Annotated in this window: 23 protein-coding genes; 13 read left to right on the forward strand and 10 right to left on the reverse strand. The window is 41.3% G+C overall.

The annotated features are described in order from the left end of the window. The first annotated feature begins 38 nt into the window (after positions 1–38). Together GPM24_RS12925 and GPM24_RS12930 are read left to right on the forward strand one after the other, a co-directional pair. Positions 39–380 carry a hypothetical protein gene (locus tag GPM24_RS12925; protein ID WP_158827153.1) on the forward strand — a complete coding sequence of 114 codons (342 nt, stop codon included), beginning with the start codon at positions 39–41 and terminating at the stop codon, positions 378–380. Positions 381–489: 109 nt separating this feature from the next. Beyond that, positions 490–1,920: a hypothetical protein gene (locus tag GPM24_RS12930; protein ID WP_158827154.1), complete on the forward strand. Its 1,431-nt coding sequence runs from the start codon at positions 490–492 to the stop codon at positions 1,918–1,920. On the opposite strand, the gene GPM24_RS12935 is transcribed toward GPM24_RS12930, so the two are convergent. Continuing rightward, on the reverse strand, positions 1,921–4,587 hold the full coding sequence (locus tag GPM24_RS12935) for a DNA gyrase/topoisomerase IV subunit A (protein ID WP_158827155.1): 2,667 nt from the start codon (positions 4,585–4,587) through the stop codon (positions 1,921–1,923). Positions 4,588–4,699: 112 nt separating this feature from the next. Next, complete coding sequence (locus GPM24_RS12940) at positions 4,700–5,227, reverse strand: YdeI/OmpD-associated family protein (RefSeq protein ID WP_158827156.1); 528 nt, start codon at positions 5,225–5,227, stop codon at positions 4,700–4,702. A 166-nt stretch (positions 5,228–5,393) separates the two neighbouring features. On the opposite strand from GPM24_RS12940, the gene GPM24_RS12945 reads away from it, so the two are divergent. Beyond that, positions 5,394–5,828, forward strand: a complete 435-nt coding sequence (locus tag GPM24_RS12945; protein WP_158827157.1) for a nuclear transport factor 2 family protein — start codon at positions 5,394–5,396, stop codon at positions 5,826–5,828. Between the two features lie 58 nt (positions 5,829–5,886). Here GPM24_RS12945 and GPM24_RS12950 read toward each other — a convergent pair whose 3' ends face one another. The 4 genes from GPM24_RS12950 to GPM24_RS12965 all read right to left on the reverse strand — a co-directional run bounded on the left by GPM24_RS12950 (position 5,887) and on the right by GPM24_RS12965 (position 9,786). Then, positions 5,887–6,546 (reverse strand): GDSL-type esterase/lipase family protein, encoded by a 660-nt coding sequence (locus tag GPM24_RS12950; RefSeq protein ID WP_158827158.1) that lies wholly within the window; start codon positions 6,544–6,546, stop codon positions 5,887–5,889. Continuing rightward, on the reverse strand, positions 6,543–7,037 hold the full coding sequence (locus tag GPM24_RS12955; RefSeq protein WP_158827159.1) for a cytidine deaminase: 495 nt from the start codon (positions 7,035–7,037) through the stop codon (positions 6,543–6,545). Before GPM24_RS12955 ends, GPM24_RS12950 begins: the two co-directional genes overlap by 4 nt. Before the next feature lie 144 nt (positions 7,038–7,181). Beyond that, positions 7,182–9,062: a DNA topoisomerase IV subunit B gene (locus GPM24_RS12960; RefSeq protein WP_158827160.1), complete on the reverse strand. Its 1,881-nt coding sequence runs from the start codon at positions 9,060–9,062 to the stop codon at positions 7,182–7,184. A gap of 118 nt (positions 9,063–9,180) precedes the next feature. Further along, positions 9,181–9,786 (reverse strand): hypothetical protein, encoded by a 606-nt coding sequence (locus GPM24_RS12965; protein ID WP_158827161.1) that lies wholly within the window; start codon positions 9,784–9,786, stop codon positions 9,181–9,183. A gap of 143 nt (positions 9,787–9,929) precedes the next feature. On the opposite strand from GPM24_RS12965, the gene GPM24_RS12970 reads away from it, so the two are divergent. The 6 genes from GPM24_RS12970 to GPM24_RS12995 all read left to right on the forward strand — a co-directional run bounded on the left by GPM24_RS12970 (position 9,930) and on the right by GPM24_RS12995 (position 18,483). Then, positions 9,930–11,264 carry an APC family permease gene (locus tag GPM24_RS12970; protein WP_158827162.1) on the forward strand — a complete coding sequence of 445 codons (1,335 nt, stop codon included), beginning with the start codon at positions 9,930–9,932 and terminating at the stop codon, positions 11,262–11,264. Between the two features lie 201 nt (positions 11,265–11,465). Continuing rightward, on the forward strand, positions 11,466–12,182 hold the full coding sequence (locus tag GPM24_RS12975) for a TolC family protein (protein WP_158827163.1): 717 nt from the start codon (positions 11,466–11,468) through the stop codon (positions 12,180–12,182). Beyond that, on the forward strand, positions 12,182–14,344 hold the full coding sequence (locus tag GPM24_RS12980; protein ID WP_158827164.1) for a GumC family protein: 2,163 nt from the start codon (positions 12,182–12,184) through the stop codon (positions 14,342–14,344). The genes GPM24_RS12975 and GPM24_RS12980 overlap by 1 nt, the downstream gene beginning before the upstream one ends. Before the next feature lie 36 nt (positions 14,345–14,380). Then, positions 14,381–15,589 (forward strand): glycosyltransferase, encoded by a 1,209-nt coding sequence (locus GPM24_RS12985; protein ID WP_158827165.1) that lies wholly within the window; start codon positions 14,381–14,383, stop codon positions 15,587–15,589. Positions 15,590–15,719: 130 nt separating this feature from the next. Beyond that, positions 15,720–17,225, forward strand: coding sequence for an O-antigen ligase family protein (locus GPM24_RS12990; RefSeq protein WP_158827166.1), 1,506 nt, complete (start codon positions 15,720–15,722; stop codon positions 17,223–17,225). Positions 17,226–17,268: 43 nt separating this feature from the next. Next, positions 17,269–18,483, forward strand: a complete 1,215-nt coding sequence (locus GPM24_RS12995; protein ID WP_158827167.1) for a glycosyltransferase — start codon at positions 17,269–17,271, stop codon at positions 18,481–18,483. Positions 18,484–18,981: 498 nt separating this feature from the next. Here the strand turns inward: GPM24_RS12995 and GPM24_RS13000 are convergent, their stop codons facing one another. Genes GPM24_RS13000 through GPM24_RS13010 form a run of 3 tightly spaced genes read right to left on the reverse strand, consistent with a single transcriptional unit; the run spans position 18,982 to position 21,741 of the window. After that, the gene (locus GPM24_RS13000) at positions 18,982–19,596 is read right to left on the reverse strand and encodes an acyltransferase (RefSeq protein ID WP_158827168.1); all 615 of its coding nucleotides are present in this window, start codon (positions 19,594–19,596) and stop codon (positions 18,982–18,984) included. Positions 19,597–19,653: 57 nt separating this feature from the next. Then, positions 19,654–20,823 (reverse strand): glycosyltransferase family 2 protein, encoded by a 1,170-nt coding sequence (locus GPM24_RS13005; protein WP_158827169.1) that lies wholly within the window; start codon positions 20,821–20,823, stop codon positions 19,654–19,656. Positions 20,824–20,829: 6 nt separating this feature from the next. Beyond that, the gene (locus tag GPM24_RS13010) at positions 20,830–21,741 is read right to left on the reverse strand and encodes a glycosyltransferase family 2 protein (protein ID WP_158827170.1); all 912 of its coding nucleotides are present in this window, start codon (positions 21,739–21,741) and stop codon (positions 20,830–20,832) included. A 61-nt stretch (positions 21,742–21,802) separates the two neighbouring features. Here GPM24_RS13010 and GPM24_RS13015 point away from each other — a divergent pair, with 61 nt between their 5' ends. The 4 genes from GPM24_RS13015 to GPM24_RS13030 are packed head-to-tail and all read left to right on the forward strand — an operon-like array spanning position 21,803 to position 24,352. Beyond that, positions 21,803–22,351, forward strand: coding sequence for an Asp23/Gls24 family envelope stress response protein (locus GPM24_RS13015; protein WP_158827171.1), 549 nt, complete (start codon positions 21,803–21,805; stop codon positions 22,349–22,351). Further along, a complete protein-coding gene (locus tag GPM24_RS13020) occupies positions 22,351–23,493 on the forward strand; it encodes a fused response regulator/phosphatase (RefSeq protein ID WP_158827172.1) in 1,143 nt (380 codons plus the stop codon). Before GPM24_RS13015 ends, GPM24_RS13020 begins: the two co-directional genes overlap by 1 nt. Positions 23,494–23,496: 3 nt before the next feature. Continuing rightward, complete coding sequence (locus tag GPM24_RS13025; RefSeq protein WP_158827173.1) at positions 23,497–23,820, forward strand: STAS domain-containing protein; 324 nt, start codon at positions 23,497–23,499, stop codon at positions 23,818–23,820. A gap of 10 nt (positions 23,821–23,830) precedes the next feature. Continuing rightward, on the forward strand, positions 23,831–24,352 hold the full coding sequence (locus GPM24_RS13030; RefSeq protein WP_158827174.1) for an ATP-binding protein: 522 nt from the start codon (positions 23,831–23,833) through the stop codon (positions 24,350–24,352). On the opposite strand, the gene GPM24_RS13035 is transcribed toward GPM24_RS13030, so the two are convergent. Then, positions 24,347–25,198, reverse strand: a complete 852-nt coding sequence (locus GPM24_RS13035) for a beta-1,6-N-acetylglucosaminyltransferase (RefSeq protein ID WP_158827175.1) — start codon at positions 25,196–25,198, stop codon at positions 24,347–24,349. The two genes, GPM24_RS13030 and GPM24_RS13035, sit on opposite strands and share 6 nt — an antisense overlap. Between the last annotated feature and the right edge of the window lie 91 nt (positions 25,199–25,289).

Below are 25,289 nucleotides of genomic sequence, written 5' to 3' on the forward strand. Positions count from 1 at the left end.
AGAGGTTTGTTTAATAGAAAATTTTAATCTAAAGCCGTATGAAAAAGAAAATCTATCTATTTGTTACCATGCTGATGTTAAGCTTTGCCGCTTTCACATCAAAAGCAGCAACAGTTAGCAACGACAACAATGTATACAGCAAAGAGGCTGTAGCCAACATGACTGTTGAAGAGAAAAACGCTCGTATTGAAGAAATTAAAACCCGCGTTGACGAAATTAAAGCGATGGACAAATCGCACCTGAACAAAGCTGAGCGTAAAGAGTTGAAAGCTGAGCTGAAAGGTTTAAAAAAAGAAGCTAACGCTTTAGGCGGTGGCGGTGTTTACCTTTCAGTAGGTGCTATCATCATCATCATATTAGTATTAATCCTGATTCTGTAATAACAGCAGCAATCATAAAAAAGAAAAGCCCTTCGAGTACTCGAAGGGCTTTTCTTTTTTATTTAATAATCTTATATTTCGCTCATTAACCTTGCCTTATCATAAGAAAATGAGATTATTCTGGTTCTACCTATTAGCTTGTATTGTTAGTTTCAACACTCAAGCACAGTCAATCAAATATCAAAAAAGCTTTCAAAGTGCGCTTTTATCTGCCCGGCAAAGTCATAAGCTGATATTTGTTAACATTGAAGTACTAGGCATGACCAGCAACAGACCGCCCAATTTACCAGCTTTAAAATACGGTATTGAAGACAAAGCGGTTGTTAATCTATACAACAACAACTTCATTAATATAAAAGCTTTTTCTTCAGATTCTAACTATATCGCTTTTATTAAGAAATATTCACTTCAAATAAATGCCTATCCTGCTTATTTCTTTTTAGATGAACAAGGCAACCTTTTATATAAAGGCATAGCAATGATGTCAACCCAGCCAGATTTTTATTTAAAGATGGCCGAAAATGCTTTGAAAACAGCCAGATCTGACAGAACCATCAGCAATTATGAAAGTCTTCGTCAACAAGGCAAATTAACAACAGCACAGTTTAAAGATTATATATCCTTAAAACAGGAATTAGGCTTATATAATAATGCACAGCTGATTGACGAATACCTGAACAACTTACCTGTTAAAGCATTTGATGATTATCAGGAAGTATTATTTATTCTGAAAGCCGGCCCCTTAGCCTTTGGCAAAGCTTACAACTTTGCTTACAGCAATCGTAAAGTAGCAGATAGCGTATATAAACATGAACCTGTTGAAATAAGGAAAGCTATCAATAACCGAATTATTGTGAACACTCGTAATGAGGCCATCCGTACCAAAAACGCTGTGCTTGCCCAACAAGTGTCTAACTTTATTCGTAATACTTGGTACACGAATTATAACCAAGGTTCTAAGGCAGCGTCTGATGAGTTGATTTATTACTATTATGCAGTAAAAGATACCGCTAATTACTACAGGCAAGCCAGCTTTCATTATGACAACTATTACATGCGTTTGAGTGCTGACTCTATACAAAAACTAAAGCAGCAAGCGCTTGATAACATGAAAAAGGCCAATGCCGAACGGATTAAACAGATTCACCCTAATGCGGTAATCAGTGATGCTAAAATAGTCCGTACTACGCCGACGTCCGGTAAAATAACGCAAACTATAACGGCTGTAAGCAGTGGCGGCACCTCGGATGTAGCTACCGTATTAAACAATGCGGCATATAACTTTTACGTATTGGGCACACGCAATCCTGACCATTTAACCAAAGCCATGCTATGGAGCAAAAGATCTATCGACTTAAGCCCTGATGTATATGCGTTTTATGATACACTTGCACATATTTTATACCGATTAGGTTTTTATGATGAGGCCATTAGCAGGCAAAAAAAAGCCGTTGAACTAGCGGCGCATAGTCCAACGGCATCCAATCAAGTTTCTAATTTAAAAAAGGAATTAGAAAAGATTCGGGATCATAAATTATAATTAAAACAGTCCTAGTTGCCCTTTGCCTAGTTCCACATCATCGGGGTTGGTTATTTCCAAGTCGATAATTTTGGCAGCAAGCTCGGGGTTGGTATCAGGCTGCGGTTTCTCAGTATCAGCATCTAGTTGCGTGTCTGCTACCGATTCTGGTGCAGGGTCGGGTACATCTTCAGCATCATCATGTTCAGCTATCAGTTGCACGGTTTGCACCACATGGGCCGATAAACGGTTACCCATAGCTTTCATACCTTTTACGTCAATCAAATCAGTCAGGTTCAGTTCAACCAATTCCAGTAGCTGTGCCTTGCCTTTTAGTTGCTCTACTTTTACTACAGGCTGAGCTGCGCCCGATATGAGTATGAGTTTAGAGCCCGGTTCTTCGCTGATGAAGCTGGTTTGTTTACCAACAGCCAGGTTTTCGAATAAGAAGCGCTTAACCAGGTAATTTTTTGATTTACCATCATAGTGCACTACCGAGTAAACTTTTTCGGGCTCGTACTTTTCAATCACCATCATTTTATCATCAAAGTGATTGTTTAAGTCAAAGCTACTGAGCTCATATACACCGTTGCTCATTACGGTTAATATCTTATCATCACCGTCAAACTCGCCTAAGTATTTGCCACGTCCATCTACATTAAGGCGCTTCAGCACATCATCATACCATATTTTACGGCCAGCCAGCGTAGATACACCTTTGCTTTTAAACAGTACCTTTTTAACCGGATATTTAGTTACCTGGTTACCAATAGAGTTGCGGCCTTTGATAGCGATATTGGCAAAGTCCTCATCAAACTGCAGTTTCTTTAATTTAGAATGCGGTTTGAGTTGAATGTTTACCACCTCGGCTTCGCCGTTAGGGTTAGCACTAAAGTAAAGCACTCTGGTGCCTTTGGTCCCCTTGGTTAGGTCGTATTCCTTATCACGGGTTACGCCCATTACCGAGAAACGTTTGATATAGGCAATACCGCTTTCACCATCTTTGTAGATCAGGTTGTAAACGGTACGCTCGTCGTTCTTCTTAAATACGGCTACATGGATAATGTCTTTACCCACAAACACCTTATCCTGCACTTTGGTAATAATACAACGCCCGTCTGACCGGAATACGATGATTTCGTCGATATCCGAACAATCGCACACAAACTCGTCTTTCTTTAAGCCACTGCCCACAAAACCATCATCACGGTTTACGTATAATTTTACGTTGGCCAATGCTACTTGCGCTGCCTCTACCCTATCAAACGTACGTAACTCTGTTTTGCGCTCGCGTCCTTTACCGTATTTGTCTTTCAGTTTCTGGAACCAGGCAATGGCATAGTCGGTAAGGTGTTTCAAATTATGATTTACCTCTTTAATCTCGGCCTCTAAAGCTTTCATCTGCTCGTCCGCTTTTTTAACGTCAAAGCGGGTGATGCTGCTCATTGGTTTATCAATCAGTCGCTTATAATCGTCGGGCAGAATAGTGCGGTAGAATTTAGGGAAGAATGGTTCAAACAACCGGTTCAATACGGCAACCACCACCTCAAAATTACCGGAGCTTTCATACTCCGGGTGCTTGTACATGCCTTCCTGAATAAAGATTTTCAGGAGGGAGCTGAAGAATATCTTTTCTTTTAATTCCAGCAAACGTATTTCCAGTTCTTTTTGCAACAGGTTTTTCGTGTGCTGTGTGCTCTGCATCAAAATGTCGTTCACACTCATAAAGTGTGGCTTATCATCTAAAATGATACAGGTATTGGGCGATATAGATACTTCGCAATCGGTAAAGGCATACAATGCATCGATGGTGACATCGGGTGATATACCCGGTGCCAGGTGAATTATGATTTCCGGTTCCCAAGTAGTATTATCCTCAATTTTCTTAATTTTGATTTTACCTTTTTCATTCGCGGTAATAATACTATCAATCAAGCTTCCAGACGTGGTTGTGAAAGGTATTTCTGTAATTACCAGAGTCTTTTTATCACGCTCCAAAATTTTTGCTCGCACACGTACTTTACCACCACGTTGACCTTCGTTATAGTTTGAACAATCGGCCATACCTCCTGTCGGGAAATCTGGTAAAATGTTGGGTCGAACGCCGCGTAATACCTCCATTGAGGCATCCAGCAGTTCTATAAAGTTGTGTGGTAAAATTTTGGTAGCCAGGCCCACCGCTATACCTTCAACCCCCTGCGCCAGCAATAATGGAAACTTAACAGGCAGTGTAATCGGCTCGCGATTACGACCATCATAACTAGCCTGCCATTGTGTGGTATCAGGGTTAAATACTACATCAAGCGCAAATTTAGATAAACGTGCTTCAATGTAACGGGGAGCCGCAGCTGAATCACCCGTTATGGGGTGTCCCCAGTTACCCTGGCAATCTATCAATAGGTTTTTTTGACCAATCTGTACCATGGCATCACCAATGGAAGCATCACCGTGCGGGTGATATTTCATGGTGTTACCAATTACGTTGGCTGCTTTATTAAAACGCCCGTCGTCCATTTCTTTTAAGGAATGAAGGATACGGCGTTGCACGGGCTTTAGGCCATCGTATATATGTGGTACCGCACGATCGAGGATTACATAAGAAGCATAGTCCAAAAACCAGTTCTCATACAAACCGTCTAGTGCGGTAACATTATGCAACTTATCGTTTGAATCTAAAGTATCTGACATTTTAATCAATAGAAAAGTTCAAAAGACCAACTTAAATGCGCCAAGAACTGCACACTTAAAATGCTAATTTTCTTAGACAAATATACATAAAATATAGGTAAAAACCGGCGTTTTACCGCAATAAATGGTCAGAATCCTGCTGTTTAGACGCGCGAATCATTTGGCTGTAATCCCATTTATGAGCCATGGCGTTACAGGTAAGCACAATACGTTTGGCCCGAGTGGGTTCGGTTTTAGCGCTGTTAATCCAGTTAACAAAGTACCGCCTATGCGATTCAAGCAAACCCTCAAAGTATGATAATGTTTCAGGGTCATCGGCTAGGCATTCCTGCAAATCATCAGGTACTACCAATTTAAAATCATGGTCAACTTCTAATTGTGCTTGCACTATAGCGCCCGCACTTTTGCGTACACCTTTGCGCATATCGGCATTGAGTGTTAGTATGAAATTACCTTCGCCCATAGGCATCAGAGCAACACCAGCTATAGGAAAATTATCTAACATACCCCTGACCCTGAAAGATTTACGATTATTGGGCTTTAATTGTTGCGCAACATCGGCAGGAATATCAATGCAGGTCCACCCGGTTTTTTCGCCCTGCTGCCCCATCTTAAAAATAAGTGCGTTAAATGCTACCATGTTTGTTAACAAAACAGCTTTCTTGCTAAGGCTGATTGTATTAGTTAAGGTAATATGTTAAATTTTTGTTAAAAGTTCAATTTAAACTCGAAATGTTGTAACGTATTGATATTTACTAGTGTCTTATGAGTATAAATTCAATTAGTAATCTTAAACTTTAAATATCATGAAAACATTAAACTCATTCTTATTCGCAGCATTGTTATTCATTTCAACTTTTGCCGCTAAAGCATCAGACAAACCAGATGCAGCTAAATTATCAAAAAACTACGCCATAAACACTTATGTGAGCGCTATATGCCAAGGTAAACTTGCCGGCCTGGGCGATGTAATTGAGGATTGCGCCAAGTTCAGTATACTGCGTGGCAACAAAGTTGTCAGTTGTGATAAAGAGCAAATGATAAAATTTATGAAAGAAAATGCTAACGTACGCCAAGACTGCACCACATCAACTTCGGTAGTTGAAGCCAACGCCGACATTACCGTTGTAAAAGTTGACATGCAGTACAGCCATTTTGTTCGTAGCAATTATGTAACCCTAGCCAATACTGGTAATGGCTGGAAAATCACCAACGTGCACTCTGTATTCAACAAAATATAGTTTGGTTAATTAAATAGTTTTTCAACTGAAAAGCCGCTTAGCGAGTAAGCGGCTTTTCTTATTTTATATAGTTTCTCAATACTTCTTCCCACCGGTCATAACCATTTGGTTTTAAGTGCAGATAATCCGATTTAAAATATGCAGAATCGGGTTGTTGCGTTTGACTATTAAACAACGGTGTATTGACATCAATAAAATAAGTACGACGCTTACCCTTAATAAATTGCTTGATTTGCTGGTTTGCCAGTGTTACCTCGCTATAATACTTGGCCCTGCTTGGGCTTTGCTTGATAGATAGAAAGTAAACATTAGCCTTAGGCAGCTTTTTTCTGATCATTTGACAAAGGGCGGCGAAATCCTGCGCTACTTGCGAAGCAGGGATGCCATCTGCAATATCGTTTTCGCCGGCATATATAAATATCTTAGCCGGTTTATATGGGTACAGAATGTAAGGCATATAGTACTGCACCCACTCGTGTAATTTTGAACCACCTACCCCTCTTTTGATAACCGGATAAGCTGCAAATCGATGTTCCAAATCATCCCACAACCGTATCGACGAACTACCTACAAACAAAACACCTTTCGGCTTTGGGAAGTTAACGCTATCCTGCTGTTTAAAAACCTTGATTTCGTTACCAAACGGGAAACTGTATTGTGCAGACACCGGCAGGTAGAAAGCCACTAATAGTAAACATAAACCTAATAACTTTTTCATACCGTCAAAGCTAATCTATCTTCAAAAAACATAAATGGTAAAAAGCTTTCAATACCATTAGTAATCCATACAGGGCCATCCAAACAGTATAATATGATTTTTATTTTACCACCCTGCTTCTTTTCATACTCGGCCAGCACTTGCAGGCAGGAGCCGCAAGGTGTAATGGGCTTGGTAATTGTAAACTCGTGGGTATGTGCAGTAATGGCAATACTTTCGACCGGATCATCACTATAGTTGGCTCCCCAATAAAACAGTGCTACACGCTCGGCACAAAGGCCGGATGGATAAGCCACATTTTCCTGGTTACTGCCGTAAATTATTTTACCGCTTTGCAAACGCAACGCCGCTCCTACTTTAAAGCGTGAATATGGCGAGTGAGATTGCGTCATGGCCTTTTCGGCTTCCTGGCAAAGTTGCTTATCTTGATTATTCAGTTCATCGAGTGAACTGTACTCTTTAAAAGCTATTTTAATTTCATGGTCAATCATTGACGTAACGTGGCTCTTTAACTAACTCAAAGAGCGCTTTTTCTAAAAATTTAACATCCAATTAAAAAGGGCCTATAAGTTACTATATTTTATTTAAAAAACAATAGTAACCTATAAGCCCTAAGCTTATTCATTATAATTTTTTTACGCTACGGCCATGTTTTCTTCAGCAACTAGTGGATTTACGCTTTCATCATCTTTCTCGACACGTAGATTTTGCACGATGTGCTGCTGACGTGTTGGGGTGTTTTTACCCATAAAGTATTCCAGCAAACCTTTAATGTTGGCATCTTTTAAAATCACCGGATCCAGGCGCATGTCTTTACCAATGAATAAACCAAACTCATCGGGTGATATTTCACCTAAACCTTTAAATCGGGTTATTTCGGGCTTGTTGCCCAGTTTGGCTATTGCGTTACGGCGTTCTTCATCGCTGTAGCAATAAATGGTTTCTTTTTTATTGCGTACCCGAAAAAGGGGTGTTTGCAGAATAGATACATGACCAGCTTTTACCAAATCGGGAAAAAACTGCAAAAAGAACGTCATCATCAGCAAACGAATGTGCATCCCATCTACGTCGGCATCGGTAGCGATAACGATATTGTTGTAACGCAAGCCATCTAAACCGTCTTCAATATTTAAGGCGTGCTGCAACAGGTTAAACTCTTCGTTTTCGTAAACAACCTTTTTAGTTAAACCAAAACAGTTTAATGGCTTACCCTTTAAGCTAAATACCGCCTGTGTTTGCACATCGCGCGATTTGGTAATAGAACCACTGGCCGAGTCACCCTCGGTGATGAACAGTGTAGTATCTTGCTTGCGCTCGTGATTGTCATCAAAATGCAGTTTACAGTCGCGCAACTTACGGTTATGTAATGATGCTTTCTTAGCGCGTTCATTAGCTAGCTTTTTAATACCGGCAATATCCTTTCGCTCACGTTCCGATTGCAAAATGCGTTTTAAAAGTGCATCAGCCGTCGCCGGATTTTTATGCAGGTAGTTATCCAACTCGGTCTTCACAAAATCGTTGATAAAACCACGCACGGTTGGGCCTTCTGGTCCTACGTTTTGCGAACCCAGTTTGGTTTTGGTTTGCGATTCAAAAACCGGTTCTTGTACTTTAATGGCAATAGCGCCTACAATAGAAGCCCGAATATCTGAAGCATCATACTCTTTTTTATAGAACTCGCGCAGCGTACGTACTACCGCTTCGCGAAATGCGGCTTGGTGCGTACCGCCCTGGGTAGTGTGCTGACCGTTAACAAAAGAATAATATTCTTCACCGTATTGCTGACCATGCGTCATGGCTATCTCAATATCCTCCCCTTTTAGGTGAATGATAGGATAACGCAAGTTCTCAGCATCTGTATTACGCTCTAACAAGTCGCGCAACCCGTTTTGCGAAAAGAACTTCTGCCCGTTAAAATTTACGGTCAATCCGGCGTTCAGGAACACGTAGTTCCAAATCATGTTTTGTACAAACTCCGGTATAAATCGGTAGTTACGAAAAATAGTCTCGTCCGGGAAAAAGTTAATAGCGGTACCGTTACGTTGTGTGGTTTCTTTTTCGGCTTCGTCTCTTACCAACTCACCTTTTGAAAACTCGGCCAGCTTGGTACGGCCGTCACGGTATGATTGCACAGTAAACGATGTTGATAAGGCATTTACGGCCTTTGTACCTACACCATTTAAACCAACTGATTTTTGAAAGGCTTTGCTATCATATTTACCACCGGTGTTGATCTTGGAAACGCAATCGATCACCTTACCCAGCGGGATACCACGACCGTAATCGCGCACGGCTACTTTATGATCGCTCATGTTAATGTCGATGGTACGCCCGGCCCCCATCACAAACTCGTCTATCGAGTTATCCACAATCTCTTTCAACAATACGTAAATACCGTCGTCATAGGCCGAACCATCACCCAGCTTACCAATATACATACCCGGCCGCAGGCGGATGTGCTCTTTCCAATCGAGCGAACGGATACTGTCTTCACTATAATTAATTTGATCTGCCATGTTTCAGAATCAGGAAATAAAATAAACAAAAGCCATTTTAAGCGATTAAACGCTACACAAACGCCATTTGTTAACCTTCAAATATACTAAAAAAGTTGGCATTAGCCAAACAAATGTACTACTTAAACCTTAGGCAATCGCGTGCTTTGTTGATGTTTTTAAAAAGCTCGGGCCCCTTTTCATTAGCCAGGCAAAGTGCCATTACCATGCCCGTGTGGTCTTTTTGCAAAGCGATGAGCATAGCATATTTGAAACGGTGTGTTTCGGGGGAATCGGAAAGATTGACTAGATAGGTTTTACCCGCATCGGCATTATATTGCTCCAGAATATCGGGCTGCAGGTTGCGGCTAAAATATTTATTGTCAAAACTTAATTGTAAAGCAAGTGCCCGGCTCGTAGCTTTATATAATGAGTCAGGATTTTCCAGTTGCCGGCTGCGGATATCCTTCAGCTGCTCATAGCTGTTCCAGCTCTGTTTTAATGATCTTACCTGAATCCAAACTTCAAAATCTTCACCCGGCAAAGCCATAGCATAATCGGCATCAAAGTTTTCATTATTAACTGGTTTTATCTCTTTAAAACCATCAGGAATACAAAAACCAATACCCGCATCATCAGCCATTCTTTTAAAAGAAATAAACTGTGCGCTTTCTGCATGCTTTGCGTTGCGAGCTTTACTTTGCGCTAATACGGCAATGTTGAGCAACATCAAACCTGCTGCCATAACAAATGCTATATTTAGTCGCTTTTTTGTGTGTTTCATTACGATTTGTGACAGGTCGCCTGTTGGCGTTCTTAAATTAACAAATACACAGATCAGTTACAACAAAAGTAACAGAAAAATCAAAACTCGTAACAAAGTATTCAATGCATATAAAGCCTAAGCTTACCCGGTTAGACCTAACCATGATCGTTATCAGCCTGATTATTGGTACCGGTATATTTAAATCACCGGGCGAAGTTGCACTCCGCTCGGGTAACCCTACCTTGTTTTTTACAGCCTGGATAGTAGGCGGCGTGGTTACTTTATGTGGTGCCCTTACCTTTGCCGAAATAGGTGCCCGCTACCCTGCAACTGGCGGCTTTTACAAATTGTTTTCATACTGCTACCACCCAGCCTTCGCCTTTATGATTAACTGGGCAGCCATACTGGCCACTACAGCCTCGGTAGCAGCAGTAGCCTTAATTGGTGCGGAGTATTTAAATCCTATTGTGTTACCCAGTAGCTTGCAAAATGATACCGGCACCAAGATAACCACTATTGGCCTAGTACTACTGGTGTACCTTATTAATTTTTTAGGAATTAAATTAAGTGCTCGTGTACAAAATTTACTAACGGCTTTTAAAGTAGGGATGATTGTAGTGTTGTGCCTGGCTATATTTAAAAGCGATGGGGCAACTGCTATTACGCATACCATCACCCACCCTGATAACCCAATTTCGGCTTTTGGATTAAGCTTGGTGGCTGTATTTTTTACTTATACCGGCTATCAGCAAACTATTAATTTTGGTGGCGATATTGTTGAGGCCAAAAAAAATACGCCAAAAGCGATTTTTATAGGTATTGCTGTGGTCATAACAGTTTATTTAGCTATCAATTATGCATACTACTATGTACTGGGCATAAGCGGTTTACAGCAAAATCAGGCACTCGCTGCTAAAATGGCTTCCGTTGTATTTGGTGCAGTAGGCGAAAAAGTAACATCGGTATTGATGTTCGTTTCGGTATTAGCTTATGTAAACGTTAATATTATGTCAGTTCCACGCGTATACTATGCTATGGCCGAAGACGGTATTTTACCGGCGATTTTTAAACGCATAAACCCACGCACGCAAACGCAAGAGTTTGGAATGAGTTTTTTTGTAGGCATGGTACTGCTTATTCTGCTTGTTGTAAAATCGTTTGGCGACATCCTGAACTATGCCATGTTTTTTGAAACCATAGGGCTCTCAACGGCAGCCATGGCTATTTTTATTTTGCGTAAACGCACCCAGCATTTAAATGAGAGCGGCATTTATACCATTAAATGGTACCCTTTAGTACCTTTACTGTTTATTGCAGTGTATTGGTTTGTTACCTTCAGTATATTTGTGAGCAATCCAAAAGCCACGTCGGTTTGCCTGATTGCTTTTGCATTAGGATTGTTTATTTATTACGCTACACATGGTAGAAAATCAGTTACTAAAATAAATAAGCTATAATTTGATGCTTATAATGAACAATTGCCACGAAACATAGTATAGTTGTTTACAGGCATATTTATTCATTGTACTAGAATTTATTTGCCCATTATTATAACAAAATCAACAACCACAACATATTTTTGCCGTATAAGGGCAATTAAGTACTTTAACCTGTTTAAAGCTGTATACGTTTGTATGCCCCGCATATTTAACTGTTTAATGAATAAGAAATTTTTAACCGCTGTTACAGGTATTCTGTTGTTTGCTGCAACAGCTACCCATGCGCAAAGCAGCAGCATTGTACCCGATATATCTGAGGCTTATATACAAAAGCTGATTAACGTTGCTAAAGACTATTACCCGCGCGTAAAATTTTATGGTGCCCGTGTAGAAGCAGCGCAAAATAACATCAGCAAGGCTAAGGTATCTTACCTGGATCCATTTACGGTATCCTATATCTATCAGCCCAACTCTACTTTGAACTTATATCAATCGGTTGATGCGGCAACAGGTACGGTTAACAACCGGCAAAGCTTATTTACTGGTACACAATTAGGCATATTTTTTAGTTTGGGGGCTTTTTTCCAGAAACCCTACCTCGTAAAACAAGCCAAACGTGAACTTAGCCAAGCCAGCAGCGAGCAGCAGGAGTATATAATTACGATAAGTACTAACGTTAGGAAACGCTATTATGTGTATCTGCAACGCGTGGCTTCACTTAAAATTCAGTCGCAAAGCGCCCTGGATGCTGATAATGCGCTTAAAGAAGTAAGACACAAATTTGAAAAAGGCGAAGAAACTTTTGATAATTACAGCAGGGCCCGCCTGGCCCTGGCACAAGCCAACGAAACAAAAATAACCGCCGAAGCAAACCTGTTTTCAGCTAAGGCAGATTTGGAAGAACTATTGGGCGACAAATTAGAAAATATTAAATAATGGAATTAAGCAGCTTTATTAAAGTACTACGAAAACACAAATACACGCTGGTTATAGTTCCGTTAGTTACTATTGTTATCACCTTCTTCTTAGTTCGTAATCAGCCTGATAACTACCCATCCGAAGCGCAGATTGCAACAGGTATTGTAGATGATACACAGGCTGCATTGAACCCAAACAGTGATGCCGCCAGCGATAATAAAATTGCCCAGCAATTCAGCAACCTGATTACGATGCTGAAATCTAAAAAAATGCTGGATCAGGTGTCTTATCAAATCATGATTCATGATCTGACCAGTAAAGACCCTTATAACAAGCCCAGCAAACTGGTTCAGCAGCTGGTTCCGGCCGCCCGCAAACACGCGGTTGACGTTTATACCGATTTGTACAACAAACGCCAAGCATTATCGCTGTTTGACAAAGATCAGAAAGGGCTGCACGACGTATTGGTTTCGATGAAATACGACGACCAGTCGTTACTGCAAAAACTGGGCGTTTACCGGACTGATAACAGCGATTATGTTACGGTAAGCTTTGAGTCGGCCGACCCGAACTTATCAGCAAAAGTGGTGAACACGTTGTGTTCAGAATTTATTAATTATTATACTTTGCTGGTTAAAGAAAACCAGCACAAGGCTGTTACCTTTTATGGCCGGCTGTTAAAGGCCAAGGAAGATACGCTGAACAAGCGGATGGATCAGCTGAAAAATTATAAAATTAAAAACCGCATATTAAGTTTAGACGAGCTGGCCAGCACTACATACGATCAGATATCTAATTACGAATCAAAATTACAGGAAGCTAAAAAAGATGCTGTAGCTAATGCAGCTGCCATCAATGATATTGACCGCCAGTTTGATCCTGCCGACCGCAAGTATGTTGAAAGTTCGATGATGCGCATCAACCAGCAAATTGTACGCACCCGTACGCATTTGCAGGCGGCTAATGATGCCTACATTCAAAGCGGATTTGATGCGGCTTACCAATCGCGCATTGATTCATTGCAGCGGATATTGAATTTGCAGATTGTACAATCGTCAGACCGATACATCGTTAATCCGCTTAATAATAAACAGAACCTGATTCAGCAAAAGCTTACGCTGCAGGTGAATTACGATTTGGCTAAAAACGGCATTAATTCTATACAAAATGAATTAAATAAGCTAAACAGCCGGTTAACCACTTTAACACCGCACGAAGCTGTAGTACAGGCCAATGAAAGCGCTATTCAAATTGCCCGTGATGAGTACATGGATATTTTGAACCGGTATAACCAAACCAGTTTAGAATCTAGCTTTTCCACACAACTGCGCCAGATACAAACAGCCATGCCCGGGGCGGCACAGCCGTCTAAAAAAATGCTGCTGGTTATCATCAGCGGTATTGTGAGCTTTACCTTTTGCATTGTGGTGTTGTTTGTATTGTTTTATATGGACAACAGCATCAAAAATCCGCGCGAGATGGCTAACGCTACCAAAATCCCGGTGCTGGGTTACCTGCACCGCTTGAGTGGTGCTACGCTGGATTTGCGCCAGATTTGGAGCAACGCCAACCCGGATGCTGAAATACGGCAGTTCAAAAACCTGGTGCAATCCATCCGTTATGAGATTGACCACGACCTGAAGGATGAAAAAATATTACTGGTTAACAGTATTAACGCCGGCGAGGGCAAAACCTTTTTAGCCCTTAATTTGGCTTATGCTTACTCGCACGTAAATAAAAAGGTATTGCTGATTGATGGTGATTTCACAAAACCGGATATTACAGAAGCCGTTAAACCGAAAACTTACCTGGAAGATTATTTAGCGGGGACTCTGTCTTTAACAGATTTTGCACCGGGTGCCAAAATAGCCGTACTGGGCAACAAAGGCGGCGATATTTCTGTGTTGGAAGCCAGCACTGCCGAGGTTATTGAAAACAGGATTGCATTATTAAAAAATCAGTTCGACATTATCATTGTCAAAGCTTCGCCACTAAGTAGTTTAAACAAATCGAAAGAATGGGCAGCCTTTGCAAATAAAATTGTAACTGTATTTAAGGCTGGTCAAACTTTAAAAGATCAAAAGAAACAACATATTGAATACCTGAAAAACTTAAACGGAAAGTTTATTGGCTGGGTATTAAATGAAGTAGATAAAGGCCAAGTGCCGCCAACAGAATAGTTATTTAAGATTGTAAAAGCTTAACTTGATATCAAAATGCCGGTTTTAAAGTGGATATGGATTGTATTTCAGGTGCTGATTGGGTATAACCTCGTTTTGCCGATAGTACTGTTTTTATTTTATCAGTTGCGCAAACGCAGCAAGGCACTTATTTCGGCACCTGCCGAAGCTGACTATGGTATTATTGTAACTGCTTATGAACAGGTTACTTCCATTCCCGATGTGGTTGCCTCTTTACTAAAATTGAATTACACTAACTATTTAATTTATATAGTAGCCGATAAATGCGATGTAAGCAGCCTGCACTTTACCGATCCGCGGGTAATTATTTTACGTCCGGAAGAAACTCTGGCCAGCAATACCCGCTCGCATTTCTATGCCATCAACCGCTTTAAACGCCCGCATGAAAGGCTAACGATTATTGATAGCGACAACCTAGTTGAGCCTGAATATCTAAACGAACTTAACAAGTACTTTAACCAGGGATTTGAAGCTGTGCAAGGCATTCGCGAAGCTAAAAATATGAACACCACTTACGCCTGTTTGGATGCAGCGCGAGACATTTACTATCATTTTTACGATGGTAAAGTACTGTTCAACATTGGCTCATCGGCAACCCTGGCTGGTTCGGGCATGGCCTTTACTACACAGCTGTATCGAGATTGCTTGGAGCATAATGATGTAAGCGGTGCCGGATTTGACAAGGTTTTGCAAGCTGCTATTTTAAGCAGTAACAAACGTATTGCCTTTACTGACAAAGCTATTGTGTACGACGAAAAGACCACCCAGTCGGACCAGTTGGTTAAACAACGCGCCCGCTGGATTAACACCTGGTTTAAGTACTTTAAATATGGCTTTACCATGCTGGGCAAATCCATCAAAAATTTTAGCTTAAACCAATTTGTGTTTGGTTTGATACTTTTGCGTCCGCCGCTGTTTATATTTTTGATATTGTCGGTGTTTTGCATGCTAGCCAACATTTTTATCAGTTGGACCGGTGTAGCCGTATGGATGAGTGGTTTTATCCTGTTTGTTTTGGGCTTTTATATTGCACTGGTTAAATCTGATACCGATCAGCGCATTTGGCAATCGCTGGTTAATATTCCGAAGTTTATCTATTTTCAAATTCTATCATTACTGAAAGCGCGCCGGGCTAACCAGCATTCGGTGGCTACGCAGCATACTTACAACAGTGCATCAGGCAACGTTAACATGACCGACCATGAGAGTGAATCCATCCGCTAAAATTATGCGGGGCAACACAGTTGATCCGGTTGCCCAGGCAAAAGCGCAGCGTATCAAATATATTATAGCGCTGGTGTTTTTAGGTGCTTGTACATTTGGTCTTTTTCTTAAAATATTATTTTTTTAAGCGTTGACAGATTACCCAATAACGGTTAAAGGCAGTGCAGCAAAATCAGGTATGGGCTTTTTGGCCTGGCTTAATCAAACTTTCCTGATAGAGAAGCTGTACAACAAAACAGGTTTATTTATCCTGTTGGCTTTTGCTGTGCTTATTGGTGTTGGCACTGCCGTAATAGGTGTAGTGTTTGGCGCTTTAATGATTGGCGCAGTAGCAGCTTTGCCTTTTTTATACAGCATAGTCGCTTATCCAAAATTTGGCATTATTGTTTTGCTGGTTATGGCTTATATGCTATGGCAAGTAGCAGCTTTAGTACCGTTTTTACCTATTGGTACAGTTATGGACGGGTTGCAAGTATTGCTGATGCTTGGCTTGCTCATACAACTTAAACGCAATAACGACTGGGCAATATTTAAAAACCCAATTACAACGGTTCTATTAATATGGTTAATTTACAACATATTGGAAGTAGGCAATCCCACAGCCGAATCAAGATTGGCTTGGGTATACACTGTAAGAAGTGTAGCGGTAGTAACGCTCAGCTACTTTATTTTTTTGTATAATATCCGGTCGGTTAAATATGTAAAGCTGTTATTAAAGTTATGGCTTGCATTATGCCTTATTGGTGCTTTATACGGCTACAAGCAAGAATATATTGGCTTTTCGGCTAGTGAAGATGCTTATCTCCATTCCAATCCTGAAATTATTTCTTTGCTCTTCATCGCCGGGCACTGGCGTAAATATTCTATTTTTTCTGACCCTGTGTCCTTCGCCTACAACATGGTGATGCCCACTATTTTATGTATTTGCGTAATTGCAGGCAAGTTCAAACCGCGTACAAAAATTATTGTGGGGGTTATCATGTTCTTGTGCCTGCACTCTATGCTATTTTCAGGAACACGTGGAGCAAACGTGCTGTTACCGGGCGCTTTAGTATTATACGCTATAATAAATTACAACCGGAAGGTGTTAATATTTACCTGTATTGCAGCTGCATTCCTGGTATTTCTAATCAACGTGCCTACCAGCAATCCTAATATAGTACGTTTCCAAACGGCATTTCAACCCAATAATGATGCGTCTTACAAAGTGCGTAAAAACAATCAAAAACGCATACAGCCTTACATACTAGCTCACCCTATGGGCGGTGGTTTAGGTGCAACAGGGGTTTGGGGCAAGCGATTTGCGCCGGGATCATACCTGGCAGGCTTTCCACCCGATAGCGGTTATATGCGTGTAGCCGTTGAAGATGGCTGGATAGGCTTGCTTATTTTTTGCTCGTTGATATTTGTGATCGTCAAAACGGGAATCGAAAATTATTATGCTATTAAAGACCCGGAACTGAAAACGTATTGCCTGGCCATGACGCTGGTGGTGTTTGCTTACAATCTGGCCAACTTTCCGCAAGAGGCTTTGGTGCAATATCCATCGAACATATTCTTTTATTTGGATGTAGCGCTGATTATTATTTTACGAAGACTAGATGAACAGCAAACCCTGCAGCAACAAAATACGTAAAACACCCAAATTAAGATAGCAACCGCACAGGCTGTAAAAACACATGACTAACCATACTATTACCGGACGAGATATTATCATTGTAGGGCAGCAACCCTGGGATGTTGAAATTGGCAGTAATTGCAAAAATATTGCAGCAGAATTTGCGCGCCACAACCGTGTATTGTATGTAAACTCGCCGCTGGACAGGATTACGCTGATGAAGCACAAAGACCAGTCCAACGTTCAAAAGCGCCTGGATGTTATTAAAGGCAATGCGGCCAGCTTGGTGCAAATTCAGGATAATTTGTGGAATTATTATCCTGATGAAATGATCGAATCAGTCAACTGGATAAAAAACGAGCTGATCTACGGCTTTTTAAATAAACGGAACAACAAGTTATTTGCACATTCCATTCAAAAGGCAATTCAGCAGCTGGGCTTCAAAAATTTCATCTTGTTTAACGACAATGATATGTTCCGGAGCTTTTACCTGAAAGATCTGCTAAAACCAGCAGTAAGCATTTATTACTCGCGCGATTATATGTTGGCTGTAGATTACTGGAAAGTACATGGTGTTAAGATGGAACCGCAGTTGATTCGCAAAAGCGATTTATGCGTAGCTAATTCTACCTATCTGGCTAATTATTGCCGACAGTACAATCCAAACTCTTACTATGTAGGCCAGGGTTGTGATTTGGATTTGTTTACCGGTTTTAACCGTAATTCGCCTCCGCCTGCAGATGTAGCTTCTATACCGGGCCCTATCATTGGCTATGTAGGCGCACTGCAAAGTATCCGGTTGGATATGAATTTACTTAAACATATTGCTTTGCAACGCCCCGACTGGAGCATTGTGCTGGTTGGGCCTGAAGACAATGAGTTCAAGGTAAGCGACCTGCATCAAATTAAAAATGTGCATTTTTTAGGGCCTAAAAATCCGGATCTGTTACCGGCTTATATTAATTCATTCGACGTTTGCATTAACCCGCAAATTGTCAATGATGTTACCATCGGCAATTACCCACGTAAAATTGACGAGTACCTGGCCATGGGTAAACCCACTGTTGCAACCCGTACCGAAGCCATGAGTGCCTTTGAAGACCATGTATATCTGGGCAACAACGCTGAAGATTACCTGCAACTCATCCAAAAGGCCTTAACCGAAAACACTGAAGCCATACAACAGCAACGCATTGCCTTTGCCGCTACCCACACCTGGGAAAATAATGTGGAATGTATTTATAGTGCTATTAAAGAAGTAGTGGGTGCTTTGTAAGGTATTGGATTTTCTTCGTTAGTGCTTTCTGTTACTGCTGCATTTCATTAGGATAGGTAAAGTAATTTTACCACCGCCTGTGGAAGTTACTTTCTTTTTTACCGCAAAAAAAAAAGTAACCAAAGAAAAAGCTCTCGGCCGCACCTTCTTTCTACTTAATGTAGTGCAGATACTCTGTGTAGTAGCTACCGAAAGAAGCTGAATGCCGATTCTTTTTTGTTTGGCTGTTCTGGCAGTGCTGTACGTTAAATGAAAACGAAGAGGATAAAAAAACCCAAGAAGCGCAAAGGCCTGCTATCGCGCCCGGGCCAGCGCTGGGTGATGTGGGCAGACAGGGGATCGCGAGAGCTAGGCCTTTTTAAATACTTTTGTGGCTATGACAAAAGTATCTAGCCCCTGCGGCAATGAGCAGACGAAGTAAGTTCAACAGCACTAACACTAAGTTCTAAACGCAGAAAACCAACATTAAGAGCAAAAGCCCAACTAGTACAAGCTAACTTATACCCTTACCCAATCCTTCACCTCAAAATCATACCGTTTAATAACCCTTGCCGGATTACCTACCGCTAATGAATAAGGTGGAATACTCTTGGTAACAACCGCACCTGCAGCTACCACACTATGCTTGCCTATGGTAACACCCGAGGTGATGACAGCATTAGCAGCAATCCAGCATTCATCTTCAATAACAACCGGCGAGGTGATTACCGGCTGGGCATGTATAGGCAGGTTAACATCCCGGTATTCATGATTTAAGGCACTGATGACTATGTTTTGCGCCATGATGACGTGATTACCAATAGTAACCGGACCAATCACCACATTGCTCATCCCCACCAGCGATTGTTCGCCTATAAGTACATCCCCTACCCCGTTATTAATGGTACAAAAATCTTCGATGGTTGAGTTTTTACCCAGTTCGAAACGGTTAAAAGGCAAAACGTCCACCCGTGTACGGGTGCGTATCTTAGAGCCGGAACCACGTTTGTGGATAAACGGATTCACAAACCATTTTACCCATATCCTAGGGCGAGCTTCACCCGAAGGAATAAGCAGCCAATGAACTAGCTTTTTAAGCGACGGATTACTTTTTATAGAATCTTTAAGCGACATGCTTTATTATATTATAACTTTAAATATAAACCCCTCCTAAATCGGGTTGGATAGGGCTTACTTCCTTTTGGATTTTTCCCAAACCGCACTTTGCCGGCCCGCTGCATAGCGGAATATACCGCGTACAACAGCATAATTCATCATACAAAAATAGTATGGAATGAACAGCAACTTCACTTTTACCTCGCGGCGCTCCAACAGCCAGCCAGCCAGCGACGCCAAGTAGAAAATCACTTGTCCTATCAGTAACAAGTGATATAGCATGCCGCCACCAGCTGCTACGATTACAGCATTCAGAATCAGGGCCAATATCATCAGAAATGGCGTCACCGTCCACCGCAACACACGGTGACTAATATATTGGAACGATAAAACCGGATATTTGAAAATGTTTAACAAAGCCTTTAGCCAAATGATAGATTGAATGCCACCAGCCGCAATACGTATTTTACGCTTCAGTTCCTCTTTTACGTTTTCGGACGATGTTTCGGTAGCATAGGCCTCCGGTTCATACAATACCCGGTAACCATCTTTAGCTACCAGTAACGAAATCATAAAATCATCCAGAATAGTATTTGGTGGCACCGGCCGGTAAAGCGATTTACGGATACTAAACAACTCACCAGCAGCGCCAACTACTGAGTATAACTCCGAATCCCAGGTTTTAAGTTTCGATTCATATTTCCAGTAAAAGCCTTCACCTGCGGTAGCATCAGCAGTTTCATCAACCTGTACACGTTTCTCGCCGGCCACGGCACCTACTTTAGGATCGGCATAGTGTCGGCAAATTAGCATCAGGGCATCCTTGTTCAGGTAAGTGTTAGCATCTGTAAATACCACTACTTCGCTGGTAACGGCCGTCATGGCACGGTGTACCGCAGCAATTTTGCCCCGGCGCTCGGGCGAGTGCATTAATTTGATTTGCGGGTACCGGGCAATAATATCGGGCGTACGATCGGTTGAGCCATCGGTGATGAAAACAAACTGCAGTTTACCGGGAGGATAATTTAGCGCTAAAGTATTACTGATTTTTTCAGCCATAAAACTTTCTTCATTGAAGGCAGCAACCACTAAAGTACAAGTAGGCAGGTTATCTGCATCAACAACCGGCAATACCGGTTTGCCACGCAGTAACCGTTTTATTTTGATGATAATAAAAAGCAGTATGCCATAACCAAAAAAGGCATAAAAAACAATGAACAGGCTAAGCCAAAGAACTATTTCCATATAAGTTTAAAACGGGTATCCGAGACGAGTGCTGTTTTTAGATTGGGTTACATTCCACCAAATGGCTTTAAATAAAAGGCCGGTAAAACCTTTGTATCCATGGCGCAAGTAATTAATGATATTACGGGGCACCACAAGCGCCACAAAGTATACGTAAAAAAACAAGCGTGCCTGCAAAGGTGCATTACGGCGGATGAACAGGATACGGTTACGATTCATAAAATATTCCTTTAAACCGCTAACACGCCCTACCGATACCGATTCTTTATGATAGATGAGTGCATTAGGCTCAATCCATATTTCGTAACCGGCGCGTTTAACATGGTCGCACCAGTCCATCTCTTCATAATACAAAAAGAAGTTTTCGGCCATCACGCCGGCTTTTTCAATGGCTTCGCGGCGCACCATCATGGCAGCGCCGTGTATATAGCCGGTTGGTCCGGCGGGTTTATCGTACTGGCCCTTGTCGGGCTCAAACTGGCCGATGCAGCTGTTACGCATGGTGTAATAATTCATAGGCGTAAAACCTACATATTGCAACATCTCGGGCTGGTCAAAGTATCGTATTTTGGGTGATACCATGCCCACTTTCGGATGTTCATCCAATATTCTTACCAATTGGGTAGTCAGGTTTTCGGTAAACTCGGTATCATTGTTCACAAAAAACAAATAATCGCCTTTAGCAGCTTTAACCCCCAGATTGTTTCCGCCTGCAAAACCGAGGTTTTTGTCAGACGCGATGAAAGTAATATCAGGATATTGCTGTTTCCATGCAGGTACCGGATTATCTTTACTGGCATTATCTACCACTATTATCTCAATGTTGAAATAAGTATTGGTTTTAGCTATAGAAGATAAAAGTTGCTCGGTAACGAAACTTTGATTGTAATTTACCGTAATGATGGAAACACTTTTCATTTGCCTGATTTTACGGTAAATTCTCCGTAAAGGTTATGGAATTAATATTATAATAAAAACTTTGACCAGCCACGAAAATATAAAAAAAGACGTTGCCCGCTTGCAGCAATCTGCCGATAAACAGGCAGCCATTGATGCGAAGCTGGATGAACTAGTAGCGTTGCTGGCGCAAAGTGATATTGATAGCGAAAAGGTAAAAAATGTAAAGCAGCGCTTTAACCAGGCGTTAGATAATTCTGTTACCTACAAAGAACAAATTACAGCGTTTCAAAAAATTGACATCAACGAAAATACATCGCGGACTGACTTGCTTGATGAATTTAGCGTGCTGCTTTCGGGCCATCAAATAGACAGCGAGGTTTCTAAGAAGTATATCCGGGCCGAACGCTTTTCGCGTGTGCTGATGATAATTATCAGTTTGGTTTTAATTGCATTGGGCTTTGCCATGATTATTATGCCGGCCCCGCCCTATTTTGAAATGTTTACCATCTTTTACTTCACGCCCGATGATGGTGTAACATTGATGGACCTTATATCGCTGCTTATTATTTTATGTGGTATATATTTGCTTATCCGATCTATATATAACAAGCTGACACCCGAAAAATAATGATGGCCCAAACGCAAAAACATATCTTGCTGGTGGATGATAATCCGCTATACCTAAAGATGCTGAATCAGGCGTTTGACAAGGCCGGCTTTACTTGCCAAACCGCGTTATCGGCACAGGAAGGCATCGATAAGTTAGCTACTTATACACCCGATGCGATATTATCGGATTATGAGATGCCCGACATGAATGGTGTAGAATTTAGGCAGTACTTGATGCAGCAGCCGGCACACCGCGATATCCCGTTTATTTTTTTAACGGGTAACAACGATACCAACCTGATGAGTACAGGTTTGGATTTACAAGCGGTTGACTACGTAATTAAAGACACACCATTCAAAGTAATTATCGCTAAACTGAACAACTTACTGCACACGGTGCAAAAGCAGCGCGAATTGTCGGAAATGGAAATAAAACGCGCTGCAGCTGCCTTAAACATCAAAGCAGTGCCCGATAAAGCTCCGCAGCTTACCAATATAGGCATACATTTTTGGCACAAAAGTTACCAGGATATTCCCGGTGGTGATTTTATTGATTTTATAGAAACCGATAATAATTATACCTTTATCCTGCTGGGCGATATAATGGGAAAGCGATGGAACGCCTGGTTTTTCACCTTTACTTTTTTAAGCTATATCCGTGCCGCCATACGTTTCAGCATCTTAAGCGGCGAACACTCAATAGCGGTTATTTTGCAAAAGGTTAACCTAATTATTTGCCAGGACGATATGTTGCGCGATGTACTATCAAGCCTGTCGTTAGTGCGTATAAACCGGCAAACCGGGCAGCTATTTTATTCGGGTGCTGGTGATATACCTTTGCTGCACTACAATTATGCTGCCGCACAACTGAACCAGGTTAGCTCATCGGGCTTGTTGCTTGGCCTGTTCGCAGATGGCAGTTATGATGAGCAGGAGATCACATTGGCCCCGCACGACCGCCTGTTTATTTTTACCGATGGCATGACAGATTTTGCCACCGAAAAAGGAAGCAAAAGCGATTATAACCGGTTTGCATTGCATTTACAGCAACAGCTAACCCACAACCCTGATTTTGAAACTTTAAAACAAAACTTAATACCACAACCTGATGCATTGGTAGACGACTGCAGCATCATCCAGATTCACAAATACCCACAGTAAAACATGATTAGTATTATTAACGAAGATAAGTACCTATGGGCCGATGTAAACCTTACCGAGGCCAACCTAAGCAATGCCAATGAATTCAAGGCTCTGCTGATTGATTTGTTAAACCAAAAGCAAAAAAGCATTGTACTTAACATGACTCAAGTTACTTATATCGACAGTTCTTTTTTAGGCGCATTAGTAGCCGGTTTAAAACACGCCATCAGCATGCAATTTGATATTATATTAGTTGGCTTACAGCCCGATATTCATGACTTAATTAAGCTAATTCGCTTAGACAAAGTTTTTAAAATTTATAACGATAACAGCCAGGTACAGTAATAACGCTCTTGTGAAAAACATCATCAGCAAACAACAATTTAATTTTGATAACCGTACCAGCAGCTTAACACCTTTAACACAGCAGGTGGTTAATTACCTAACGGGCTTATTAACACCTCAGCAAGCCGCTTCCGGTATTTTGTTTAAAGCTAAGTTTATTGTTACCGAGTTATTAACCAATGCTTTAAAACACTCGGCCGTAAGCAATGCCTCGTTGGATATTATTATTACCGACACCCATTTAGAGATTATTAAAACGGATACAGGTCAGCCACTGCCGCTCATTAACCAAACAGATTTACCTGTTGATGTTAAAACAGCCATCAGTCAGGATTTTATGCACCGGTTGTATGCAATGCCTTTATCCAACGGAGCTATCAGCTTTTTTTGCGAAGAAACATCTTTTGATACACCCGATATTAACCAGATTAATGAGCATTTTGGCTTACTGATTATAACCAAAACAGCCGACGAGTTTATGTACTGGTATGATGAGCCGGTAAACGTTTTTTGTGCAAAGCTGGTTTTATAAGCTTTGCGCCAAAAGCCGTTCATCAATAATGTCTAAAATTTGGGGCTGGTGTATATCAAACTTACGGGCAAAAAACGCGTCACTGTTTAATAACACTTCTTGGTCGGCCAGGGTAAGTACTTTAGGGCTTACGCGTTGGGCCGACCAATCGATATGCCGCAGGTTATTATTAACCATATGGCCATAAAAGGGAGAATTGTATAGAATGGTTTGAAAAATAAATTCATCGCACCCCCACGTGAACTGCAAAAAGCGACGAAGCCTTGGGTTTTGATGCCAATAGTCCAATATATAATTGATACATGCTGCCGAAGCGGTAAACCATTGCGACCGGCCCACCGGTATCAGGTTATCGGGTATGGCGCGTTCGGGCATGGTTAGATTGATAAACCTTTGTAAAAGATATTGCCCCGGAAAGTTGAAGTTGTTTAAATGATACTGGGTTATGCGTGTTACCGCCTCAGTCCATGATTCCTGAATATCCATAAAGCTCATAAAAGCCTTACCCGGATGTTGGGCCAAAAAGCTGCGAAATTTGTGAATGGGCTGCAATGGATAGTCAGCACCGCTCAGTAGATTGATATAGTCATAGCTAACGCCTGCATTCATAATTTCTTCAAAACTGTTAACGGTGGCTTCAACTATACTATAGGTACCCCAATATACCTTTACCCTGTTGTTTATAAAAAAAACACCGGGCAATTGCTGTAAAGGCAAAAATGGTATGATATCGGTCTTTTTATCCAAATGAATAAATACAGCATCCCCATCGTAACTTAAGCGGGTTATTAAACGCTCCAGTTGCCGGGGATTTTCATGTGCCAGTATTAAATGGGCCACTTTCATATACGCTGCCTTCAATTTAAATAGCTAAATATACATTGTTAAATACAAAAAGCTAAACCACCGCTATGTTTTAAAAGATTAGCAAAACCAC

Origin of the sequence: Mucilaginibacter lacusdianchii, assembly GCF_009770985.1 — a bacterium.
Lineage (GTDB): Bacteria > Bacteroidota > Bacteroidia > Sphingobacteriales > Sphingobacteriaceae > Mucilaginibacter > Mucilaginibacter lacusdianchii.

Excerpts from the sequence above, each read along its gene's own strand:
- GPM24_RS12925 (WP_158827153.1), top strand. The coding sequence starts at position 39 with ATGAAAAAGAAAATCTATCTATTTGTTACCATGCTGATGTTAAGCTTT.
- GPM24_RS12930 (WP_158827154.1), top strand. The coding sequence starts at position 490 with ATGAGATTATTCTGGTTCTACCTATTAGCTTGTATTGTTAGTTTCAAC.
- GPM24_RS12935 (WP_158827155.1), bottom strand. The coding sequence starts at position 4,587 with ATGTCAGATACTTTAGATTCAAACGATAAGTTGCATAATGTTACCGCA.
- GPM24_RS12940 (WP_158827156.1), bottom strand. The coding sequence starts at position 5,227 with ATGGTAGCATTTAACGCACTTATTTTTAAGATGGGGCAGCAGGGCGAA.
- GPM24_RS12945 (WP_158827157.1), top strand. The coding sequence starts at position 5,394 with ATGAAAACATTAAACTCATTCTTATTCGCAGCATTGTTATTCATTTCA.
- GPM24_RS12950 (WP_158827158.1), bottom strand. The coding sequence starts at position 6,546 with ATGAAAAAGTTATTAGGTTTATGTTTACTATTAGTGGCTTTCTACCTG.
- GPM24_RS12955 (WP_158827159.1), bottom strand. The coding sequence starts at position 7,037 with ATGATTGACCATGAAATTAAAATAGCTTTTAAAGAGTACAGTTCACTC.
- GPM24_RS12960 (WP_158827160.1), bottom strand. The coding sequence starts at position 9,062 with ATGGCAGATCAAATTAATTATAGTGAAGACAGTATCCGTTCGCTCGAT.
- GPM24_RS12965 (WP_158827161.1), bottom strand. The coding sequence starts at position 9,786 with ATGGCAGCAGGTTTGATGTTGCTCAACATTGCCGTATTAGCGCAAAGT.
- GPM24_RS12970 (WP_158827162.1), top strand. The coding sequence starts at position 9,930 with ATGCATATAAAGCCTAAGCTTACCCGGTTAGACCTAACCATGATCGTT.
- GPM24_RS12975 (WP_158827163.1), top strand. The coding sequence starts at position 11,466 with ATGAATAAGAAATTTTTAACCGCTGTTACAGGTATTCTGTTGTTTGCT.
- GPM24_RS12980 (WP_158827164.1), top strand. The coding sequence starts at position 12,182 with ATGGAATTAAGCAGCTTTATTAAAGTACTACGAAAACACAAATACACG.
- GPM24_RS12985 (WP_158827165.1), top strand. The coding sequence starts at position 14,381 with ATGCCGGTTTTAAAGTGGATATGGATTGTATTTCAGGTGCTGATTGGG.
- GPM24_RS12995 (WP_158827167.1), top strand. The coding sequence starts at position 17,269 with ATGACTAACCATACTATTACCGGACGAGATATTATCATTGTAGGGCAG.
- GPM24_RS13000 (WP_158827168.1), bottom strand. The coding sequence starts at position 19,596 with ATGTCGCTTAAAGATTCTATAAAAAGTAATCCGTCGCTTAAAAAGCTA.
- GPM24_RS13005 (WP_158827169.1), bottom strand. The coding sequence starts at position 20,823 with ATGGAAATAGTTCTTTGGCTTAGCCTGTTCATTGTTTTTTATGCCTTT.
- GPM24_RS13010 (WP_158827170.1), bottom strand. The coding sequence starts at position 21,741 with ATGAAAAGTGTTTCCATCATTACGGTAAATTACAATCAAAGTTTCGTT.
- GPM24_RS13020 (WP_158827172.1), top strand. The coding sequence starts at position 22,351 with ATGATGGCCCAAACGCAAAAACATATCTTGCTGGTGGATGATAATCCG.
- GPM24_RS13025 (WP_158827173.1), top strand. The coding sequence starts at position 23,497 with ATGATTAGTATTATTAACGAAGATAAGTACCTATGGGCCGATGTAAAC.
- GPM24_RS13035 (WP_158827175.1), bottom strand. The coding sequence starts at position 25,198 with ATGAAAGTGGCCCATTTAATACTGGCACATGAAAATCCCCGGCAACTG.